Genomic DNA, 15,946 nt, shown 5'->3' with positions numbered 1-15,946 from the left:
GGGGTGGCGAACGCGGAGTTCAGGCCGCGGATGGTGCGGGGAGGGTCATGCGGGGGGTTGTGGGGGGACGGCCAGCGGTTTGCCGAGGGGGCCGCGCGGGATGTGGTCGACGAGGTGGACCCGTCGGGGTTCGGCGCCGAGGCCGCGGGCGGCGGCGCGTACGCCCTCCGCGGTCAGGGGGCCTCCCCCGGCGACGAGGATGTCGTACGCCTCGCCGCCCCGCGGTCCGGGGGTGCGCACGCAGGCCACGTCCGCCCCGGGGAGTGCGGCGGCCAGCCGGGCGGCGATGGCGCCCAGGTCGTGCCGGATCCCGTTGGCCTTGAGCAGGTGGGCGCGGCGGCCGCGGCGCAGGAAGAGCCGGTCGCCGAGGCGGTGCACGAGGTCGTCCATCTCGTGGTGCGCTGGGCGGCCTCCGTCGGGGAGGGCCGCGAGGCGGGGGCCGGTGACGGTGAGCGGGCCCTCTGCGCCGACGGCCGGGGCGGCGAAGGCGACGTCGTCCAGGAGGGTCCACGCCCCCTGCGGGTCCCAGCCGCTGCGGTGCGCGACGGCACCGGTCTCGGTGGAGCCCAGCAGCTCGATCAGGTCGATGCGTGGGTCGTCCCGGAACCGGCGTGCCTCGGGCGGGAGTTCGGCGGAGCCGTGGAGGAGGACGAGGTGTTCGAAGGAGGCCGTCCAGCGCGGGTGGCGGGCCAGGGCCCGGAAGGTCCGCGGGATGGCGACGACGGCGATCCGCCGGGCGGCGACGGGCGGGGGCGGGCAGTCGTCGGCGGGCCAGAACCACACCGGCAGCCCGGTGAGGGCGGGCAGCATCATCGTGGCGGAGGCCCCGAAGGCGTGCCGGGGCGGGACGAAGCTGACGACGGCCCCGGGGGCGTACGGGGCCAGCAGGCGGGCGGCGTGCGCGGCGTCGGCCGCGAGCAGTTCGCCGGACAGGACCCGTCGGACGGGCTCACCGGTGACGCCCGAGGTGTGGAACTCGTACTGCCCTGCGCGGAGTTGCCCGAGCACGCGAGCGGCTTCGGCGGTGCCGAGCCGGTCCCAGGGCAGGTGCCAGCCGCCGGGGGGCGTGCGGTCGGGGGCGGCGGCCCCGATGCCGGGGCGCTCCGCCGGCGCCTCGAAGGTGAGGGTCGCGTACCCCTGCGCGGGGAGCGGGGCCACGCCCTCCGGGCCCTCCCGGCCGTCCGGGCCGCTCACGACGCCTCCGGCGGGGCTTCGCAGGGCCGGCCGGGGCGGACACCGAGAGGGTCCCGGGCCGGATATCGACGGCGTTCACGGTCACGGCCGGCGCCGAGGGCGTCCCGGTCCGGCCCGTACGGGGCGTGGGGCCGCCTCCGGCGGTCGCGGTGGCGTTGGCTGAGCATGCGCGGGCCCCCTGTGCGCTCGGCTGCGTCGGGCCGCACCGGCTGCGGCCTCCGCTCGCCTCAACGAGGCCGCGCCCCCGGGGAAACGGCACCGCCGGGCTCCCGCGCGGGCGTACCGCTGCGCGGAGCCGTCTCCCGGTCCCGCCCTTTCGCCGTTTCTCCCCCGGACCCCGTTCCCGGGCTCCGCCCCCGGGCCCCCAGCGCCTCGAACGCCGGCGGCGCCGGATTTTGGGGGCAGGGGTGGAGCCCCTGGGCACGGAGGAAGGGCGGGCAGGGGACCTCGCCCCGCGCGGCGCCCCACGGGCCCCGGCCCCTCGCCTCACGCCCTCTAGCCGTCACCTGTGACATGTGAAATATTACCTGCGCCCCAACTCCCGGAAAGGTCACCCCCGTTGCGCAGACTTGCCGCGGCGGGAGCGGCGATATCACTCACCGCTCTCGCCTTCCTCGCCACCCCCGCCCAGGCGGCCGCCCCGCCCCCGCCGGCCCCCGCCGCCCCGCAGGCCGGACAGGAGGCCGCCCCGCCGCCCGCGCCCCTCGAACTCCAGCGCCAGGCCCTGCGCCGCCAGGCCATGGAGGGCGTCGCGGCGAGCGGCGGCGCAGGCGGATCGCGCCGGGCCGGCCCGGCCCCCCGTACCGCCAGGATCGGCGACCAGTACGTCGAGCTCTCGCAGGAGCGCAAGGACAAGGTGTTCGTCATCCTCGCCGAGTTCGGCGACGAGACGGACCCCCGCTTCGGCGGCACCCCCGGCCCCGTGCACAACACCATCGCCAAGCCGCCCAAGGACGACAACCACACCCTCTGGCGCAAGGACTTCGACCGGGACTTCTACCGGCAGCAGTTCTTCTCCGCCGACCCGGGCGCGGCCTCGATGCGGGCCTACTACAACCTCCAGTCCTCCGGCCGCTACGACCTCGACGGCACGATCACCGACTGGGTCAAGCTCCCCTACAACGAGGCCCGTTACGGCACGGACAAGTGCACCGAGTCCGGCCAGTGCCGCACCAACTGGGACCTGGTGCGCGACGCCACCAAGGCCTGGTACGACTCCGAACTCGCCAAGGGCCGTACGCCGGAGGAGATCAAGGCCGAGCTCGCCCCGTACGACGTGTGGGACCGCTACGACGCCGACCACGACGGCAACTTCAACGAGCCCGACGGCTACCTCGACCACCTGGTGATCGTCCACGCGGGCAAGGACCAGACCTGGGGCGGCGGCGACCAGGGCAAGGACGCCATCTGGGCCCACCGCTGGTTCGCCTACTGGGACCAGGCCGGCACCGCGGGCCCGGCCGGCAACAAGGCGGGCGGCACCCCGGTCGGCGACTCCGGCATCTGGGCCGGCGACTACCTCACCGGCGGCGAGAACAGCGGCGCGGGCCTCTTCTCCCACGAGTTCGGCCACGACCTGGGCCTGCCCGACCTGTACAGCTCGGACGGGGACAACGCCGTCAACTTCTGGTCCCTGATGTCCTCGGCCTCCTACCTGGGCAAGGGCCCCAACACCACGGGGCAGTTCCCCGGCGACCTGGACCCGTGGAGCAAGCTCCAGCTGGGCTGGCTGGACTACACGGAGGCCGACGCGGGCCGCAGGACGCGCGCCACCCTGGGCGTCTCGGGCTACAACACCCAGGACCCCCAGGCCCTCCTGGTCCACCTCCCGCCCTCCACCACCCGCACCGAGCTCACCGACCCGTACGAGGGCGCGAGCCAGTGGTGGAGCGGCACCGGTGACTTCATGGACAACACCCTCACCCGCACCGTCGGCCTCTCCGGCGGGCCGGCGACCCTCGGAGCCCGCCTCTGGTACGACACGGAGCAGGACTTCGACTTCCTCACGGTCGAAGGCTCCTCCGACGACGGCGCCACCTGGACCCCGCTGCCCGGCACGGTGAACGGGACGGCCATCCCCGCGAAGGGGGTCTCCGGCGCCTCGGCCGGCTGGACCGAACTCAAGGTCCCGCTCCCGGCCGCCACCACCCGGATCCGCTTCCACGCCACCTCGGACGGCAACACCCACGGCCGCGGCGTCACCTTCGACGACCTGCGCATCACCTCGGACGCCGACGGCCGCACCCTCTTCACCGACGGTGCCGAGAACGGAACCGGCGACTGGACGGCCCGCAAGTGGTCCCGCACCGAGGGCCGCACGGGCACGGAGTCCCACCCGCGCGCCTACTTCGCGGAGAACCGCCGCTACACGGGCTACGGCTCCTACCTGCGCACCGGTCCGTACAACTTCACCTCCACGGACAACCGGGTCGAGTTCTACCCCTACCAGCAGGGCGTGCTGCTCTGGCTCTGGGACACCGCCTACAGCGACAACACCACGAAGGCGCACCCGGGTTCGGGCCTGATCCTCCCGGTCGACGCCCGCCCGGACGCCCTCCGCTACCCCGACGGAACCTTGGCCAACGCCCGGGCCCAGACCTTCGACGCGACCTTCTCCACCCGCCCCGCCGACCGCGTCACCTTCCACAAGACCGGCAGCACCCTGACCGTCCCCTCCCGCCCGGGCGTCGCCGTCTTCGACGACCACCGCACCTCCTACTGGAACGCGGACCTGCCCCAGGTGGGCGTCAAGGTCCCGGACACCGGCACCCGCCTCCAGGTCCTGCGCGAATCCGCCACGACCACCACCCTCCAGCTCTCCCCGTCCGCCCCCTGACCCCGGGCGCGCACGCGCGAGCGCCCCGCCGGGACCGCCCGGCGGGGCGCTCGTCTTCCGCTGTGCGGGTCAGCCGCGGGGCAGGACCGTGGCGAGGACCGAGGGCAGGGGGTACCAGTCCGCGGAGGTGATCGAGGCGTGGTGGCCCGCCATCAGCGCCACCCGGTCGCGGGCCTGGGCCTCCGTGGGGTGGACCGCGTCGATCGCCGGGGAGACGTTCTGGGCGTCCGTGGCGATCAGGAGGTAGTGGTTGCGGTCGTACCAGGCGGTGTCGATCGTGCCCGAGGCGTAGGCGGACGCGTCGCCGTCGAAGACGACGAACCAGGGGCGCAGGGCCGGGTCCGCGTAGCGGCTCCGGGGGTCGCCCGCCTCGGCGCGGTGGACCGCCGGGAAGGCGGCGGCCGTGGAGAGGTGGTCGCGCAGGTACTCGGCGTACTCGCGGTCCGTCCAGAGCCTGTCCGCGCTGTTGCCCTCCTCCAGGGTGCCCGGGATCAGCTCGACCAGGAACTTGCCCGCCATCTGCACCCGGGTCGGCCAGGCGTCGGCGCGGGCCGCCGTATCCAGGTCGGGGTAGCCGGCGGCCAGCCGGCCGGGGGTGTAGAGGGCGTCGCCCAGCTTCGAGGTGAGGAGGGAGTCGAGCGCGGCCGGGCCCCGGCCCAGGTTCGCGGCGAAACCGTCCTTGAGCTCCAGCTTGAGGACGACCGGGCGGTGGCCGGGGTGGGCGTCGTGCCAGCTGCGGATGTCGGAGAGGCAGCCCGCAAGGTTCTGGTCGCGGGACTTCGTGCGCAGCTGGGCGGGGGTGGCGGCGTTCTCGCAGTTGTTGTCGTTGCCGAAGGGGTTGTCGTGGGAGACGCGCCAGGAGCTGCCGAAGAAGTTGGTCCAGACGTCCAGCTCCAGCATGGCCGCGCCCGAGTCCAGGGCGTCCGCGAGGTAGGGGTACTTGGCCTTCTCGTAGGCGTTGTGGACTCCCACGCCGGTGGACGCGGAGTACCGGAGGTCGCCGGTCGCGGAGGCGCCCGTGGGGGCGGAGGCTGCCGGGGTGGCGGATACGGCGACGGTCGCGAGGGCAGCGGTCAGCAGTGCGGCTGCCGCGCGCAGGCGGGTGCGGATGGACATGGGTGTGCGGCTCCCCTGGGTTACCGAGTGGTAAGGCGCCTGGAGCGTAGGGGAGTTGGGTGAAGAGGGGAAGGACTGGGGATGGCGGGCCGGGGACGGGCCGTGAGGAGGGTTGTGAGGAGGGGCACATTCCGGCCGGGAACCCCTGGGGACGGCCGGCCGTTCCGGGGTGTTGACGGGTGATCCTCGGCGGCGGGAGTGGCGCGATGACGGGCAGGGCCGTACGGGTCTGCGTGCTGGCGGGCGTGTGCTGCGCCCTGGTGGCCGCCGGGGTGGCCTTCGGCATGGGCCGAATGGGGACCGTCGCCCGCGGGGACGGTGAGCAGGGGCGGTACGTGCAGGACGCCGCGCTCGCCGACGAGTCCGCCGCCGCGGCGCTGGAGAAGCTGACCGAGGGGGCCCCGGAGGCCCAGCCGCCGGTACGGGCCTTCGCGGAGGGCGACTGGAAGGCGTCCGAGCCGCTGGAGGCCCGGGAGGTGCCGGCCGAGCCCGCCGTCGGAGCGCTGTTCTCGCCCGGCCTGGACTGGGACGACGACCACCACTGCTCGGGGAGCGTGGTGCACTCCGCCGCCGGGGACCTCGTCGTCACCGCGGCGCACTGCGTGTACGCGGGCGGGTTCCGCAACAACCTGGCCTTCGTGCCCGGGTACGAGGAGGGCAAGGCGCCCTACGGGGTGTGGGTGCCCACGCGGATCGACGTGGACCCGCGGTGGGTGCGCGACTCCGACCCGGACGTCGACGTGGCCTTCATACGGGTGCGCCGCGCCGGGCACCCGGGGCAGCGGCTGGAGGACGTCACGGGGGCGCACCCCGTCCGCTTCGGCCAGCAACTGCCGGTGCCGGCCCGGCTGGTGGGGTACCCGAACGACACCGAGCGGCCGCTGGGCTGCGCGAACACTGCCGTGGCCGACGGGCCCGCGCAGCTGCGGTTCGACTGCGCGGACGTCCCCAACGGCACCAGCGGCGGTCCCGTCCTCAGCGCCGGGAACGCTCTGATCGGGGTCATCGGCGGGCGGGACGGGGGCGGGGACGAGACCACCTCGTTCAGCAGCTACTTCGGGGACGACATACGGGCCCTGTACGAGCGGGCCGTGCGCGACTGAGGACCGCGCGGCCGCCGGCCCTGCCCTGCTACCGGGTGTGGTGCGGCGGGTAGGGCGGGGCGTCGGGGGCGGTGGGCAGGCGCCACTTCGACAGGACGCGCAGCATCGTGCCGGGGGCGAGGAGGGTGTTCGGCGGGGCGGACAGGGACAGGACGCCGAAGAAGGGGGCCGAGATGGCCGGGTCGGAGTTCGCGCCGGCCATGACGCGGGACATGTAGCGCTGGAGGACCCGGGTCGCGCGGTCGGGCGGCGGGCCCTCGGTCCAGGGGTAGCGGAGGTCCTCGCTGGTGGCGATCTGCCAGGCAACCGCGGAGGCCGCCGCCGTACGCCGCTGGAGGGTGGGGCACTCGGCGGGGATCCGCCGGGCCGGCAGGCCGGCCAGGGCCTCGCCGAGGGCGTGCGCGGCGGTGGCGGCCACGGTCATGCCGTGCCCGTACACGGGGTTGAAGCGGCAGGCGGCGTCACCGATGACGAGGAGGCCGTCGGGCCAGCGGTCCAGCCGCTCGTAGTGGCGCCACTCGTTGGCGGTGGCGCGGAAGCCGGCGGGTTCGGTGAGCGGTTCGGCGTCGCGGACGGCCTCGTAGAGGGCGGGGCTGCGCAGGGTGCGGGTGAACTCCAGGAAATCGGGGTCCTTCGTCGGCGGGGCGTGCTCGCCGTTGCCGACGAGGGTGGCCAGCCAGCGGCCGTCCTCCAGCGGGACGAGCACTCCGCCGCGCGGGAGGTCGGTGCGGCCCTGGACGTACATCCCGCGCCAGCGCCGGGCCGCCGGCCCGGCGGCCGGAGCGTCGGGGAGGGCGTAGAGGCGGCTGGAGTAGCCGAGGTGGGAGTCGTACCGGGTGACCTCGGGGGCGGGGTGGCCGAGGGCGGCGAGCCAGGCGGGGGTCCGGGAGGTGCGGCCGGTGGCGTCGACCACCAGGCGGGCGGCCAGCGGGGCGCGGTCGCGCAGGGTGACGCCGGTGACGGAGCGGCCGTCCGGGCCGGCGACGAGCCCGGTCACGAGCCGGCCGCCCAGCACTTCGATGCGGCGGTCCCGGCGCACGGCCCGGCACAGCGTCCAGTCGAGCAGCTCGCGGCTGCCGACCAGCATCCTGGCTCCGGGGACGGGCTGGAACCAGTCGGCCGGGCTGAGCCAGAGGAAGTCGCGCGGGGATTCGAGGAGTGCGGCGCCGGCGCCGGTCAGCTCGGCCGTGATCCCGGGGAGCAGCCGCTCCATGACCTCGATGCCGCGCGACCACAGGACGTGCGCGTGCCGGGACTGCGGCACGCCGGGGCGGAACGCGGGGCCGTGCTCGGGGAGTTCGTCCCGTTCGAGGACGGTCACGCGGGCGAAGTGCTCCGCGAGGACCCGCGCCGTCAGCAGCCCGGCGAGCCCGGCCCCGAGGATCACGGCGTGGCCGTCGCCGTCGTCTCCGTCGTCCTGGGGGTGGTCGGGGCCGCGGGCCGGGCCGGCCGCGCGGGGGCGTACGTGGGCGTCGTCCGAGCCTGCTGGGTGGTTGTCCGGAGTGTCGTCCATCTTCCGAGTGTGGGGCGGCGCGGGTACCCGGGGCAGGTTCCGTCCGGGGCGGACGGGGGCGTGCCGGGGGCGGACGGGGGCATGCCGGTGCGCAGCACCCGCAGGGGCGTTCGGCGGGGCATGCCGCCGCGGCGGGCGGGGCCGGCTGCGCGAGGGACCCTCACGGGCGGTGGCAGGGCGTGCCGACGGCCGACGGGGCGACGGCGCGAGGGGCCCGCCCAGGCGGTGGTGCGGCATGCCGCCGCGGCGGGCGGGGCCGGCTGCGCGAGGGACCCTCACGGGCGGTGGCAGGGCGTGCCTTCGCGGTGGTCGCGTCCGTGGGGCGGCGGGGGCGTCGGTGCTGGTCACCCTGGCAGGGGGGCCGTGGCCGCGCCCCAGTAAGCTGCGGGTCCGTCCCGCGCATTCGCCCTCTCCCCCTGCCGAGGTACCGCAGTGAGCTCCGCAGCACCCCCCATGGCCGTGGCCGTCGTCGGTCTCGGCGCCGACGGCTGGGCCGGGCTCACCGACACCGCCCGGGGCGCGCTGACCGGCGCCGACGTGCTGATCGGCGGGCCCCGGCAGCTGGACCTCCTCCCGGCCGGCGAGTGCGCCGGGCTGCGGGTGGCGTGGCCGAGCCCGCTGCGGCCCGCCGTGCCGAAGCTGATGGCCGAGCACGCCGGGCGCCGGATCGCGGTACTGGCCAGCGGGGACCCGATGTTCTACGGGATCGGCCGCGCGCTCTGCGAGGAGCTGGGCCCCGACGCGCTCCGCGTCCACCCGCACCCCTCCTCCGTCTCCTACGCCTGCGCCCGCCTGGGCTGGCCGGTGGAGGACACCGAGGTCGTGACCGTCGTCGGCCGGCCCGTGGCCCGGGTGTCGGCCGCACTGCACGAGGGGCGGCGGCTGCTGGTGCTCAGCGCCGGAGCGGCGACCCCGGGCGAGATCGCCGCCCTCCTGCGGGAGCGGGGCTTCGGCCCCAGCCGGATGCGGGTCCTGGAACAGCTCGGCTCCGAGCGCGAGGACGTGTACGGGGGCACCGCGGACACCTGGGAGCACGGGCCGGGCGATCCCCTCAACGTGGTCGCCGTGGAGTGCCGCCGGGATCCCGGCGCGGCGGTCCCCCGGCTCGGCGCCACCCCCGGCCTGCCCGACGCCGCGTACGAGCACGACGGGCAGCTCACCAAGCGCCACGTCCGTGCCGCGACCCTCTGCGCGCTGGCCCCCGCCCCCGGCGAACTGCTGTGGGACATCGGCGGCGGCTCCGGCTCGATCGGCATCGAGTGGATGCGCACGCACCCCTCCTGCCGCGCCGTGGCCGTCGAACGCGTCCCGGAGCGGGCCGGGCGCATCACCCGCAACGCGGCGGCCCTCGGCGTCCCGGGCCTGCGCGTGGTCGTCGGCGCGGCCCCGGCGGCCCTGGAGGGACTGCCCGCCCCCGACGCCGTGTTCATCGGCGGCGGGCTCACCGCGCCGGGCCTGCTCGACGCCGCCTGGGCGGCGCTCGCGCCCGGCGGCCGGCTGGTCGTCAACACGGTGACGCTGGAGTCGGAGGCGGTCCTCGCCGGGCAGCACCGGCGCCTCGGCGGCGAACTGGTGAAGCTGTCCGTCGCGCACGCCGTGCCGGTCGGCGGCTTCACCGGCTGGCGACAGGCGATGCCCGTCACCCAGTGGTCCGTGACGAAGCCGAAGCACCAAGGAGAATGACATGACCGTGTACTTCATCGGCGCGGGCCCCGGCGCCGCCGACCTCATCACCGTACGCGGCGCCCGCACCCTCGCCGCCGCCCCGGTCTGCCTCTACGCCGGCAGCCTGGTCCCGCGCGAGCTCCTGGAGGAGTGCCCCGAGGGGGCCCGGCTGGTCGACACCTCCCGGCTGAACCTCGACGAGATCATCGCCGAGTGCGTACGGGCCCACGAGGCGGGCCTGGACGTGGCGCGGCTGCACTCGGGCGACCCCTCCATCTTCAGCGCCGTCGCCGAGCAGATGCGGCGCCTGGACGCGGCGGGCATCCCGTACGAGGTCGTCCCGGGCGTGCCGGCGTTCGCGGCGGCGGCGGCCTCCCTCAAGCGGGAGCTGACCGTGCCCACCGTCGGCCAGACCGTGATCCTGACCCGGATCGCCCAGCAGGCCACCCCGATGCCGCCCGGCGAGGACCTGGCCACGCTCGGCCGCAGCGGCGCCCTGCTGGTGCTGCACCTGGCCACCCGCTACGTGGACCGGGTCGTGGAGGAACTGCTGCCGCACTACGGGGCCGAGTGCCCGGTGGCGGTGGTGGCGATGGCCAGCCGCCCCGACGAGCTGATCCTGCGCGGGACGCTCGCCGACATCGCGGGACAGGTGAAGGAGGCGGGACTGGTGCGCACCGCCGTCATCGTGGTGGGGCGGACGCTGGGCGCGGAGCAGTTCCGCGACAGCCACCTCTACTCCCCCGAGCGCGACCGGCATGTCTGCTGAGCCGCCGCACACCGTACGGGAGCCCGCGCGGCACGTCCTGATCCTGGGCGGCACGACCGAGGCCCGCCGGCTGGCGGAGGCACTGGCGCGGGACCCCGCGTACGCGTCCTCGTACCGGGTGACGAACTCCCTCGCGGGCCGGGTCGGCTCGCCGGTGCTGCCGCCGGGCGAGACCCGGATCGGCGGGTTCGGCGGGGTCGAGGGGCTGGCCCGCTGGATCACCGCCCACGGGGTCACGCACGTCGTCGACGCCACGCACCCCTTCGCCGAGCGGATGAGCTTCCACGCGGCCGGGGCGGAGGTACTCACGGGCGTGCCCGTGCTGGCGCTGCGGCGGCCGGGCTGGAGTCCGGGCCCGGGCGACGCCTGGACGTTCGCGGACGACCTGGCGGGCGCCGCCGCAGTGCTGCCGTCCCTCGGCGGGCGGGCCTTCCTGACCACCGGACGGACGGGCCTGCACGCCTTCGCGCACCTCACCGGCACCTGGTTCCTGGTGCGTTCGGTGGACCCGCCGGAGGGGCCGGTGCCGCCCCGCCTGGAGACCGTGCTGGCCCGCGGCCCGTTCGGGCTGGAGGAGGAGCGGGAGCTGATGGCCCGTCACCGCATCGACGTCCTGGTCACCAAGGACAGCGGCGGCGACGCGACGGCCCCCAAGCTCACCGCCGCCCGGGAGGCCGGGATCCCGGTGCTGGTCGTGCGCCGTCCGCCGGTACCGGAGGGTCCGGCCCGGGCGGATTCGGTGGAGGCGGCCCTGCGCTGGCTCGGGGACGGAGCGGGCCGCGCCCCTTAGGGTGGAGGAATGCGGATACGTCACCCCCTCGCCCTCGTCCTGGCCCTCGCCGCCGCGTCGGCGCTCGTCACCGGATGCGGTGGGGGCGCGGCGCCCGAGCCCCAGGGCTGGGAGCCCGACGACGCGCTCCAGCGGGCCGACGAGACCCTGGGCAAGGACGTCGCGGCCGGCGCCCGCGTGACCATGCGGGGGACGGGGTTCCTGAAGGCGGGGATGGAGAAGACCCTGGAGACCGGCGGGGAGCGCCCGTACCGCTTCGACATCGCCTGTGACAGCGAGGAGAGTTCCCGGGTCACCCTGGTGCTGTCCCGCGAAGGCGGCTCCGGGGACCGGTCGTTCGACGTGTCGTGCACCGCCGGGGAGGTGACCCGGCTGAACCTCCCGGCGGGGTCGGCGCTCAACGCGCACATCGACCCCGCCCTGGAGGACTCGCCGCCGGCCGGGGTGGTGTCGTGGCAGCTGCTCACGCTCGACCCGGCGACGGTCCACGGCTGCCCGGACGCTCTGGCGGGCTGCCCGGGCTGAGCGGGGGCGACGCCGGCCGGTCCCGCGCCCCGGACGGAACGACGGTCCGGCCGCGGCCCGGTCCGGGGGATCCCGGTCCGGCCGCGGCCCGGTCCGGGGGATCCCGGTCCGGGCCACGGCACCACCGTCACGGATAGCGGCGCGGCGTCCACGTCACCCGCGACCCGTCGGGCCGCTCGGTCACCTGCGTCTGCGAGGAGCCGATCAGCAGGATCGTCCGCATGTCCACCTCGGACGGCTCCAGTTCGGCCAGCGTGACGATCCGCACCGACTGCTCCGGGCCGCCCACGTCCCGGGCCACGACCACCGGCGTCTGCGGCGCGCGCAGCTCCAGCAGCAGTTCCCGTGCCTGGGCCACCTGCCAGGTCCGGCTGCGCGAGCCCGGGTTGTACAGGGCGAGCACCAGATCGGCGGCGGCGGCCGCGCGCAGCCGCTCCGCGATGACCTCCCACGGCTTGAGCCGGTCGGAGAGCGAGAGGGTGGCGTAGTCGTGGCCCAGCGGGGCCCCGGCCGCGGCGGCCGCCGCGTTGGCCGCCGTCACGCCCGGCAGCACCCGTACGGGCACGTCCGCGTAGGGGGCCTGGCCGGCCACCTCCAGGACCGCCGTGGCCATGGCGAAGACCCCGGGGTCGCCGCCGGACACCACCGCGACCCGCTTGCCGCGCCGGGCGAGGTCGAGGGCGAACTCGGCCCGCTCGGACTCCACCTTGTTGTCGGAGCCGTGCCGCACCTGGCCCGGCTTGACCGGCACCCGGTCCAGGTAGGTGGTGTACCCGACCAGTACCTCGGCGTCGGCCAGCGCCCGCTTCGTCTCGGGGGTCAGCCACAGCGGCCCGGCCGGGCCGGTGCCGACGACGACGACCTCGCCGGGCCCGGACGGCGCGCTGCCCGGGTTGCCGATGCGGCTGGGCACGACGGCGACGGCGAAGTACGGGACGCTGTCGGGGTCGGTGTCCGCGAGGACCCCGGTCCGCTCGCCCTCCATCGTGGCGCGCTCGACGTAACGGGCCTCCGCCAGCCGGCCGCTGCCCTCCATCGCCCGCCGCACGGCGGGGAAGGTACGGCCGAGCTTCATGACGACGGCCGAATCGGTGGCGGCGAGGCGGGCGGTGAGCTCCTCCTCGGGCAGGGTGCCGGGCAGGATCGTCAGCACCTCTTCGCCCTCGACCAGCGGGGTGCCGAGGCGGGCGGCGGCGGCGCTCACCGAGGTGACGCCGGGGACGACCTCCGCCTCGTAGCGGTCGGCGAGCCGCTTGTGCATGTGCATGTACGAGCCGTAGAAGAGCGGGTCGCCCTCCGCGAGCACGGCGACGGTCCGGCCGGCGTCCAGGTGCGCGGCCAGGCGGGCGGCGGAGGCCTCGTAGAACTCCTCCATCGCGCCCTGGTAGCCGCCGGGGTGGTCGGTGGTCTCGGTGGTGACCGGGTAGACCAGCGGCTCCTCGACGTGGTCGGCGCGCAGGTGCTTCGCGGCGATCGAGCGGGCGATGGAACGGCCGTGGCGGGCGCTGTGGTAGGCGACGACGTCCGCTTGCGCTATCACCTCGACGGCCCGCAGGGTCATCAACGACGGGTCGCCGGGCCCGAGCCCGACCCCGTACAGCTTGCCCTTCGCCGTGTTGTGGTCCGTGCCGCTCATTCTTCCTCGCTCGCGATCGCGTTGACCGCGGCGGCCGCGATGGCGCTGCCGCCGCGCCGGCCGCGCACGATCAGGTGGTCGAGGCCCGAGGGGTGGGCGGCGAGGGCGTCCTTGGACTCGGCGGCGCCGATGAAGCCCACGGGCACGCCGATGACGGCGGCGGGGCGCGGGGCGCCCTCCTCGATCATCTCCAGCAGCCGGAACAGCGCGGTCGGGGCGTTGCCGACGACGATGACGGAGTTCTCCAACAGGCCCCGGTCGCGCCAGACTTCGAGGGCTGCGGCGCTGCGGGTGGTGCCCATCTTCGCGGCGAGCGCGGGCACGGCCGGGTCGGAGAGGGTGCAGATCACCTCGTTGCCGGCGGGCAGCCGCTTGCGGGTGACGCCGCTGGCGACCATCTGCACGTCGCACAGGACCGGCGCGCCGGCGTGCAGCGCGGCGCGGGCGCGCAGGACGACCTCGGGGGTGTAGCCGAGGTCCTGGGGGAGGTCGGTCATGCCGCAGGCGTGAATCATGCGCACCGCGACCTGGGCGACCGAGGCGGGCAGCCCGGAGAGGTCCGCCTCGGCGCGGATCGTGGCAAAGGACTGGCGGTAGATCGCGGCGCCGTCCTTCTCGTACTCGAACACGGTGTACTCGCTCATTTCTTCACTGCGGCTTCGGTTGTGGTGGGGGTGGTGCGTGCGGCCGTGAGGGCGGCCGCCAGGTCTGCGTGCGGGACGGGCCGCCCGTCGAGTTCGTAGCCGTCGGGGGTGGCGACGAGGTCCGCCCAGGCGGTGCCGCGCGGATGCCCGCACCGGCGGGCGCAGCCCGACCAGTGCACGGGCAGTTCCCCGGCGGCCTTCTGTTCCCTTACGACGGCACGCGCGTCGGCGCGTACGTCCGCGAGGGACTTGACGCAACCGGGCTTGCCCGTACAGGCGGTGACGGCCCGCCAGGGGCTTTCGGGCCGGACGACGAGGCCGGCCGCCTCGATGCGTGCGGCGCCGTCGGCGTCCGCGCGCGGGAGGACGAGGCTGCGCCACGGGGTGACGCGCAGCTCGCCGTCGCCGCCGTCGGCGGCCTCGGCCAGGACCCGCCACTGCGCGGTGCCGACCCGCCCGAGCGGGGGCAGCACGCACAGCCCGGCCGCGCCCACGCGCCCGGGCCGGGGCGGCTCGGCGTACGGCCAGGCCACCTCGGGCACGTGCCCGGCGGCGATCCCTGCGTCGGCTAGGCGCCGAACGAACTCCCACTCGTCCAAGGCGTGTTCGGGGGGCAATTCGGCAAGCCGCCAGGCCCGGGTCCCGGCGGTACCGACGACATCGAGGAAGTACTCTGCGGCACACAGAGCGGCCCGTGCGGCATCGACGGCCGCGACCTCGACGGCACCACGCCCGGCTCCGAGCCGTACGAGGGCCCGCCGCCCACCGCCGCTACCGACCCCGGCCTCCGCCCCGGCCCCGGAACCGCCAGATCCGCCGGCCCCCTTCGGGCCACCGGGGCCGTCGCGGCCACCGCGGCCGTCAAGGCCACCGCCATCGCGGCTATTGAGGCCTTCGCAGCCACCGAAACCGTCAAGGCCACCACGGCCGTCGAGGCCATCGAAGCCACCGCGGCCACCGCCATCGCGGCCTTCGCGGCCTTCGCGGCCTTCGCAGCCATCGAATCCGTCGAGGCCACCATGGCCCTCGGGGCCATTGAGCCTGCCGTGGGGGCCGTTGAGCCTGTCGCGGCCACCGCGGCCGTCAGGGCCACCGGGGCTGTTGAGCCCGACGCGGCCACCGCGGCCACCGCGGCCACCGCGGCCGTCGCCGCCGTCGCGGCCACCGAATCCGTCAAGGCTGTCGAGGCCACCACGGCCGTCGAGGCCATCGGAACCCCTGGGACCGACAGGACCCGCAGGGACCGCCGCGCCGTCCGGATCCGTGGAACTTCCCGGGCCGCGGGCGGCCTCGGGACCGCGTGCCAGCACGGTCACATCGGGGTCGAGGGCGGCCACGTCCCCCCGCCCGTCGTCGAGGGCGAACAGGAACCGGCCGGACAGCTCCGCCGCCCGGGCGCTGGCGCACAGCAGCCGGTCGAGTTCCCGGACCCAGCCCACGACTTGGGGCCCGGCCACCGGGGTGGCCACGATGTTGCGCACCCGCTCATGGCTGGGCGCGGGCAGCAGCCCGGCTCCGTCCAGGAGCTCCGCGAGCCCGCCGCCGCAGCCTTCGGCGAGACCGCGCAGCTGGACGTTGCCGCGGGAGGTGAGCTCCAGGTGCCCATCGCCGAACCGGTCGGCGGCGTCTCCGAGGGCGACGGCCTGCCGCGTGGTGAGCAGCCCGCCGGGGATCCGGACGCGCGCGAGGTAGCCGTCGTCGGCGGCGTGCAGCCGCAACGCGCCGGGACAGGCGTCACCGCGGTCACGTATGACGGGTTCGTCCCGCGATGCGGCGGAAGGTGGCTGGGGCGGCATGGCCGCGAGCATACCCACGATTCCCCACCCCCGACCTGTGTCCGTCGCCACCCCGACCAGGGGATCCGCCGTGAGCGTCCGGACCCCGCCGGGCGAAATCCGGCCTCGCCGGCGTCCGAGACGCGGGGTCCGGGGCGGAGCCCCTGGGGGCACCTCCCAGCGGTAGCTGGCGGAGAGACGGCGAAAGGGCGGGGCGGGGAGACGGCTCCGCGCAGCGGCCCCCACCCCCGCCCGGCGTTTGCGGCGCAGCCCCGAGGGCAGAGCCCCCACGGCACACCGCACCGCACCGCACCGCACCGCACCGCACCGCACCCCACCACACCCCACCCGCCCGCGAGACCGACCCACCCCACCGGGCC

At 75.9% G+C, this 15,946-nt stretch carries 12 protein-coding genes and 1 pseudogene; 6 read left to right on the top strand and 7 right to left on the bottom strand.

Annotated elements, in window-relative coordinates:
• Nucleotides 1–45: 45 nt before the first annotated feature.
• Nucleotides 46–1,194 (bottom strand): AMP-binding protein, encoded by a 1,149-nt coding sequence (locus tag BX286_RS28570; RefSeq protein WP_079430376.1) that lies wholly within the window; start codon nt 1,192–1,194, stop codon nt 46–48.
• Between the two features lie 559 nt (nt 1,195–1,753).
• Between BX286_RS28570 and BX286_RS28565 the strand changes: the two genes are divergently transcribed.
• Nucleotides 1,754–4,030 (top strand): immune inhibitor A domain-containing protein, encoded by a 2,277-nt coding sequence (locus BX286_RS28565; RefSeq protein ID WP_121016683.1) that lies wholly within the window; start codon nt 1,754–1,756, stop codon nt 4,028–4,030.
• Between the two features lie 69 nt (nt 4,031–4,099).
• Here BX286_RS28565 and BX286_RS28560 read toward each other — a convergent pair whose 3' ends face one another.
• On the bottom strand, nt 4,100–5,146 hold the full coding sequence (locus BX286_RS28560) for a phosphatidylinositol-specific phospholipase C domain-containing protein (RefSeq protein WP_079430374.1): 1,047 nt from the start codon (nt 5,144–5,146) through the stop codon (nt 4,100–4,102).
• A 206-nt stretch (nt 5,147–5,352) separates the two neighbouring features.
• Between BX286_RS28560 and BX286_RS28555 the strand changes: the two genes are divergently transcribed.
• Nucleotides 5,353–6,249, top strand: a complete 897-nt coding sequence (locus BX286_RS28555; protein ID WP_121016681.1) for a serine protease — start codon at nt 5,353–5,355, stop codon at nt 6,247–6,249.
• Between the two features lie 28 nt (nt 6,250–6,277).
• On the opposite strand, the gene BX286_RS28550 is transcribed toward BX286_RS28555, so the two are convergent.
• Complete coding sequence (locus tag BX286_RS28550) at nt 6,278–7,762, bottom strand: NAD(P)/FAD-dependent oxidoreductase (protein WP_187344209.1); 1,485 nt, start codon at nt 7,760–7,762, stop codon at nt 6,278–6,280.
• 453 nt (nt 7,763–8,215) lie between these two features.
• On the opposite strand from BX286_RS28550, the gene cbiE reads away from it, so the two are divergent.
• The 4 genes from cbiE to BX286_RS28530 are packed head-to-tail and all read left to right on the top strand — an operon-like array spanning nt 8,216 to nt 11,511.
• Nucleotides 8,216–9,445: a precorrin-6y C5,15-methyltransferase (decarboxylating) subunit CbiE gene (cbiE, locus tag BX286_RS28545; protein WP_121016680.1), complete on the top strand. Its 1,230-nt coding sequence runs from the start codon at nt 8,216–8,218 to the stop codon at nt 9,443–9,445.
• Nucleotide 9,446: 1 nt separating this feature from the next.
• On the top strand, nt 9,447–10,196 hold the full coding sequence (gene cobM / locus BX286_RS28540; RefSeq protein WP_079430371.1) for a precorrin-4 C(11)-methyltransferase: 750 nt from the start codon (nt 9,447–9,449) through the stop codon (nt 10,194–10,196).
• Complete coding sequence (locus BX286_RS28535; protein WP_121016678.1) at nt 10,186–10,986, top strand: cobalt-precorrin-6A reductase; 801 nt, start codon at nt 10,186–10,188, stop codon at nt 10,984–10,986. The genes cobM and BX286_RS28535 overlap by 11 nt, the downstream gene beginning before the upstream one ends.
• 9 nt (nt 10,987–10,995) lie before the next feature.
• Nucleotides 10,996–11,511 carry a hypothetical protein gene (locus BX286_RS28530; RefSeq protein WP_100862600.1) on the top strand — a complete coding sequence of 172 codons (516 nt, stop codon included), beginning with the start codon at nt 10,996–10,998 and terminating at the stop codon, nt 11,509–11,511.
• Between the two features lie 127 nt (nt 11,512–11,638).
• On the opposite strand, the gene BX286_RS28525 is transcribed toward BX286_RS28530, so the two are convergent.
• The 4 genes and pseudogenes from BX286_RS28525 to BX286_RS37910 form a co-directional block, all read right to left on the bottom strand.
• Complete coding sequence (locus BX286_RS28525) at nt 11,639–13,147, bottom strand: precorrin-2 C(20)-methyltransferase (RefSeq protein WP_079430368.1); 1,509 nt, start codon at nt 13,145–13,147, stop codon at nt 11,639–11,641.
• A complete protein-coding gene (locus BX286_RS28520; protein WP_121016677.1) occupies nt 13,144–13,791 on the bottom strand; it encodes a precorrin-8X methylmutase in 648 nt (215 codons plus the stop codon). The genes BX286_RS28525 and BX286_RS28520 overlap by 4 nt, the downstream gene beginning before the upstream one ends.
• Nucleotides 13,788–15,101, bottom strand: a complete 1,314-nt coding sequence (locus BX286_RS38095) for a hypothetical protein (RefSeq protein WP_398898903.1) — start codon at nt 15,099–15,101, stop codon at nt 13,788–13,790. The genes BX286_RS28520 and BX286_RS38095 overlap by 4 nt, the downstream gene beginning before the upstream one ends.
• Nucleotides 15,086–15,599, bottom strand: a pseudogene (locus BX286_RS37910) (cobalamin biosynthesis protein CobG); the annotation flags it as partial. The pseudogene BX286_RS37910 and the gene BX286_RS38095, both read right to left, overlap by 16 nt.
• Nucleotides 15,600–15,946: the final 347 nt, after the last annotated feature.

Origin of the sequence: Streptomyces sp. 3211.6 (assembly GCF_003634815.1) — a bacterium.
Taxonomy (GTDB): Bacteria; Actinomycetota; Actinomycetes; order Streptomycetales; family Streptomycetaceae; genus Streptomyces; species Streptomyces katrae_A.
The sequence above is the reverse complement of the archived record's forward strand: the minus strand, read 5'-3'. Positions and strand labels throughout refer to the sequence as shown.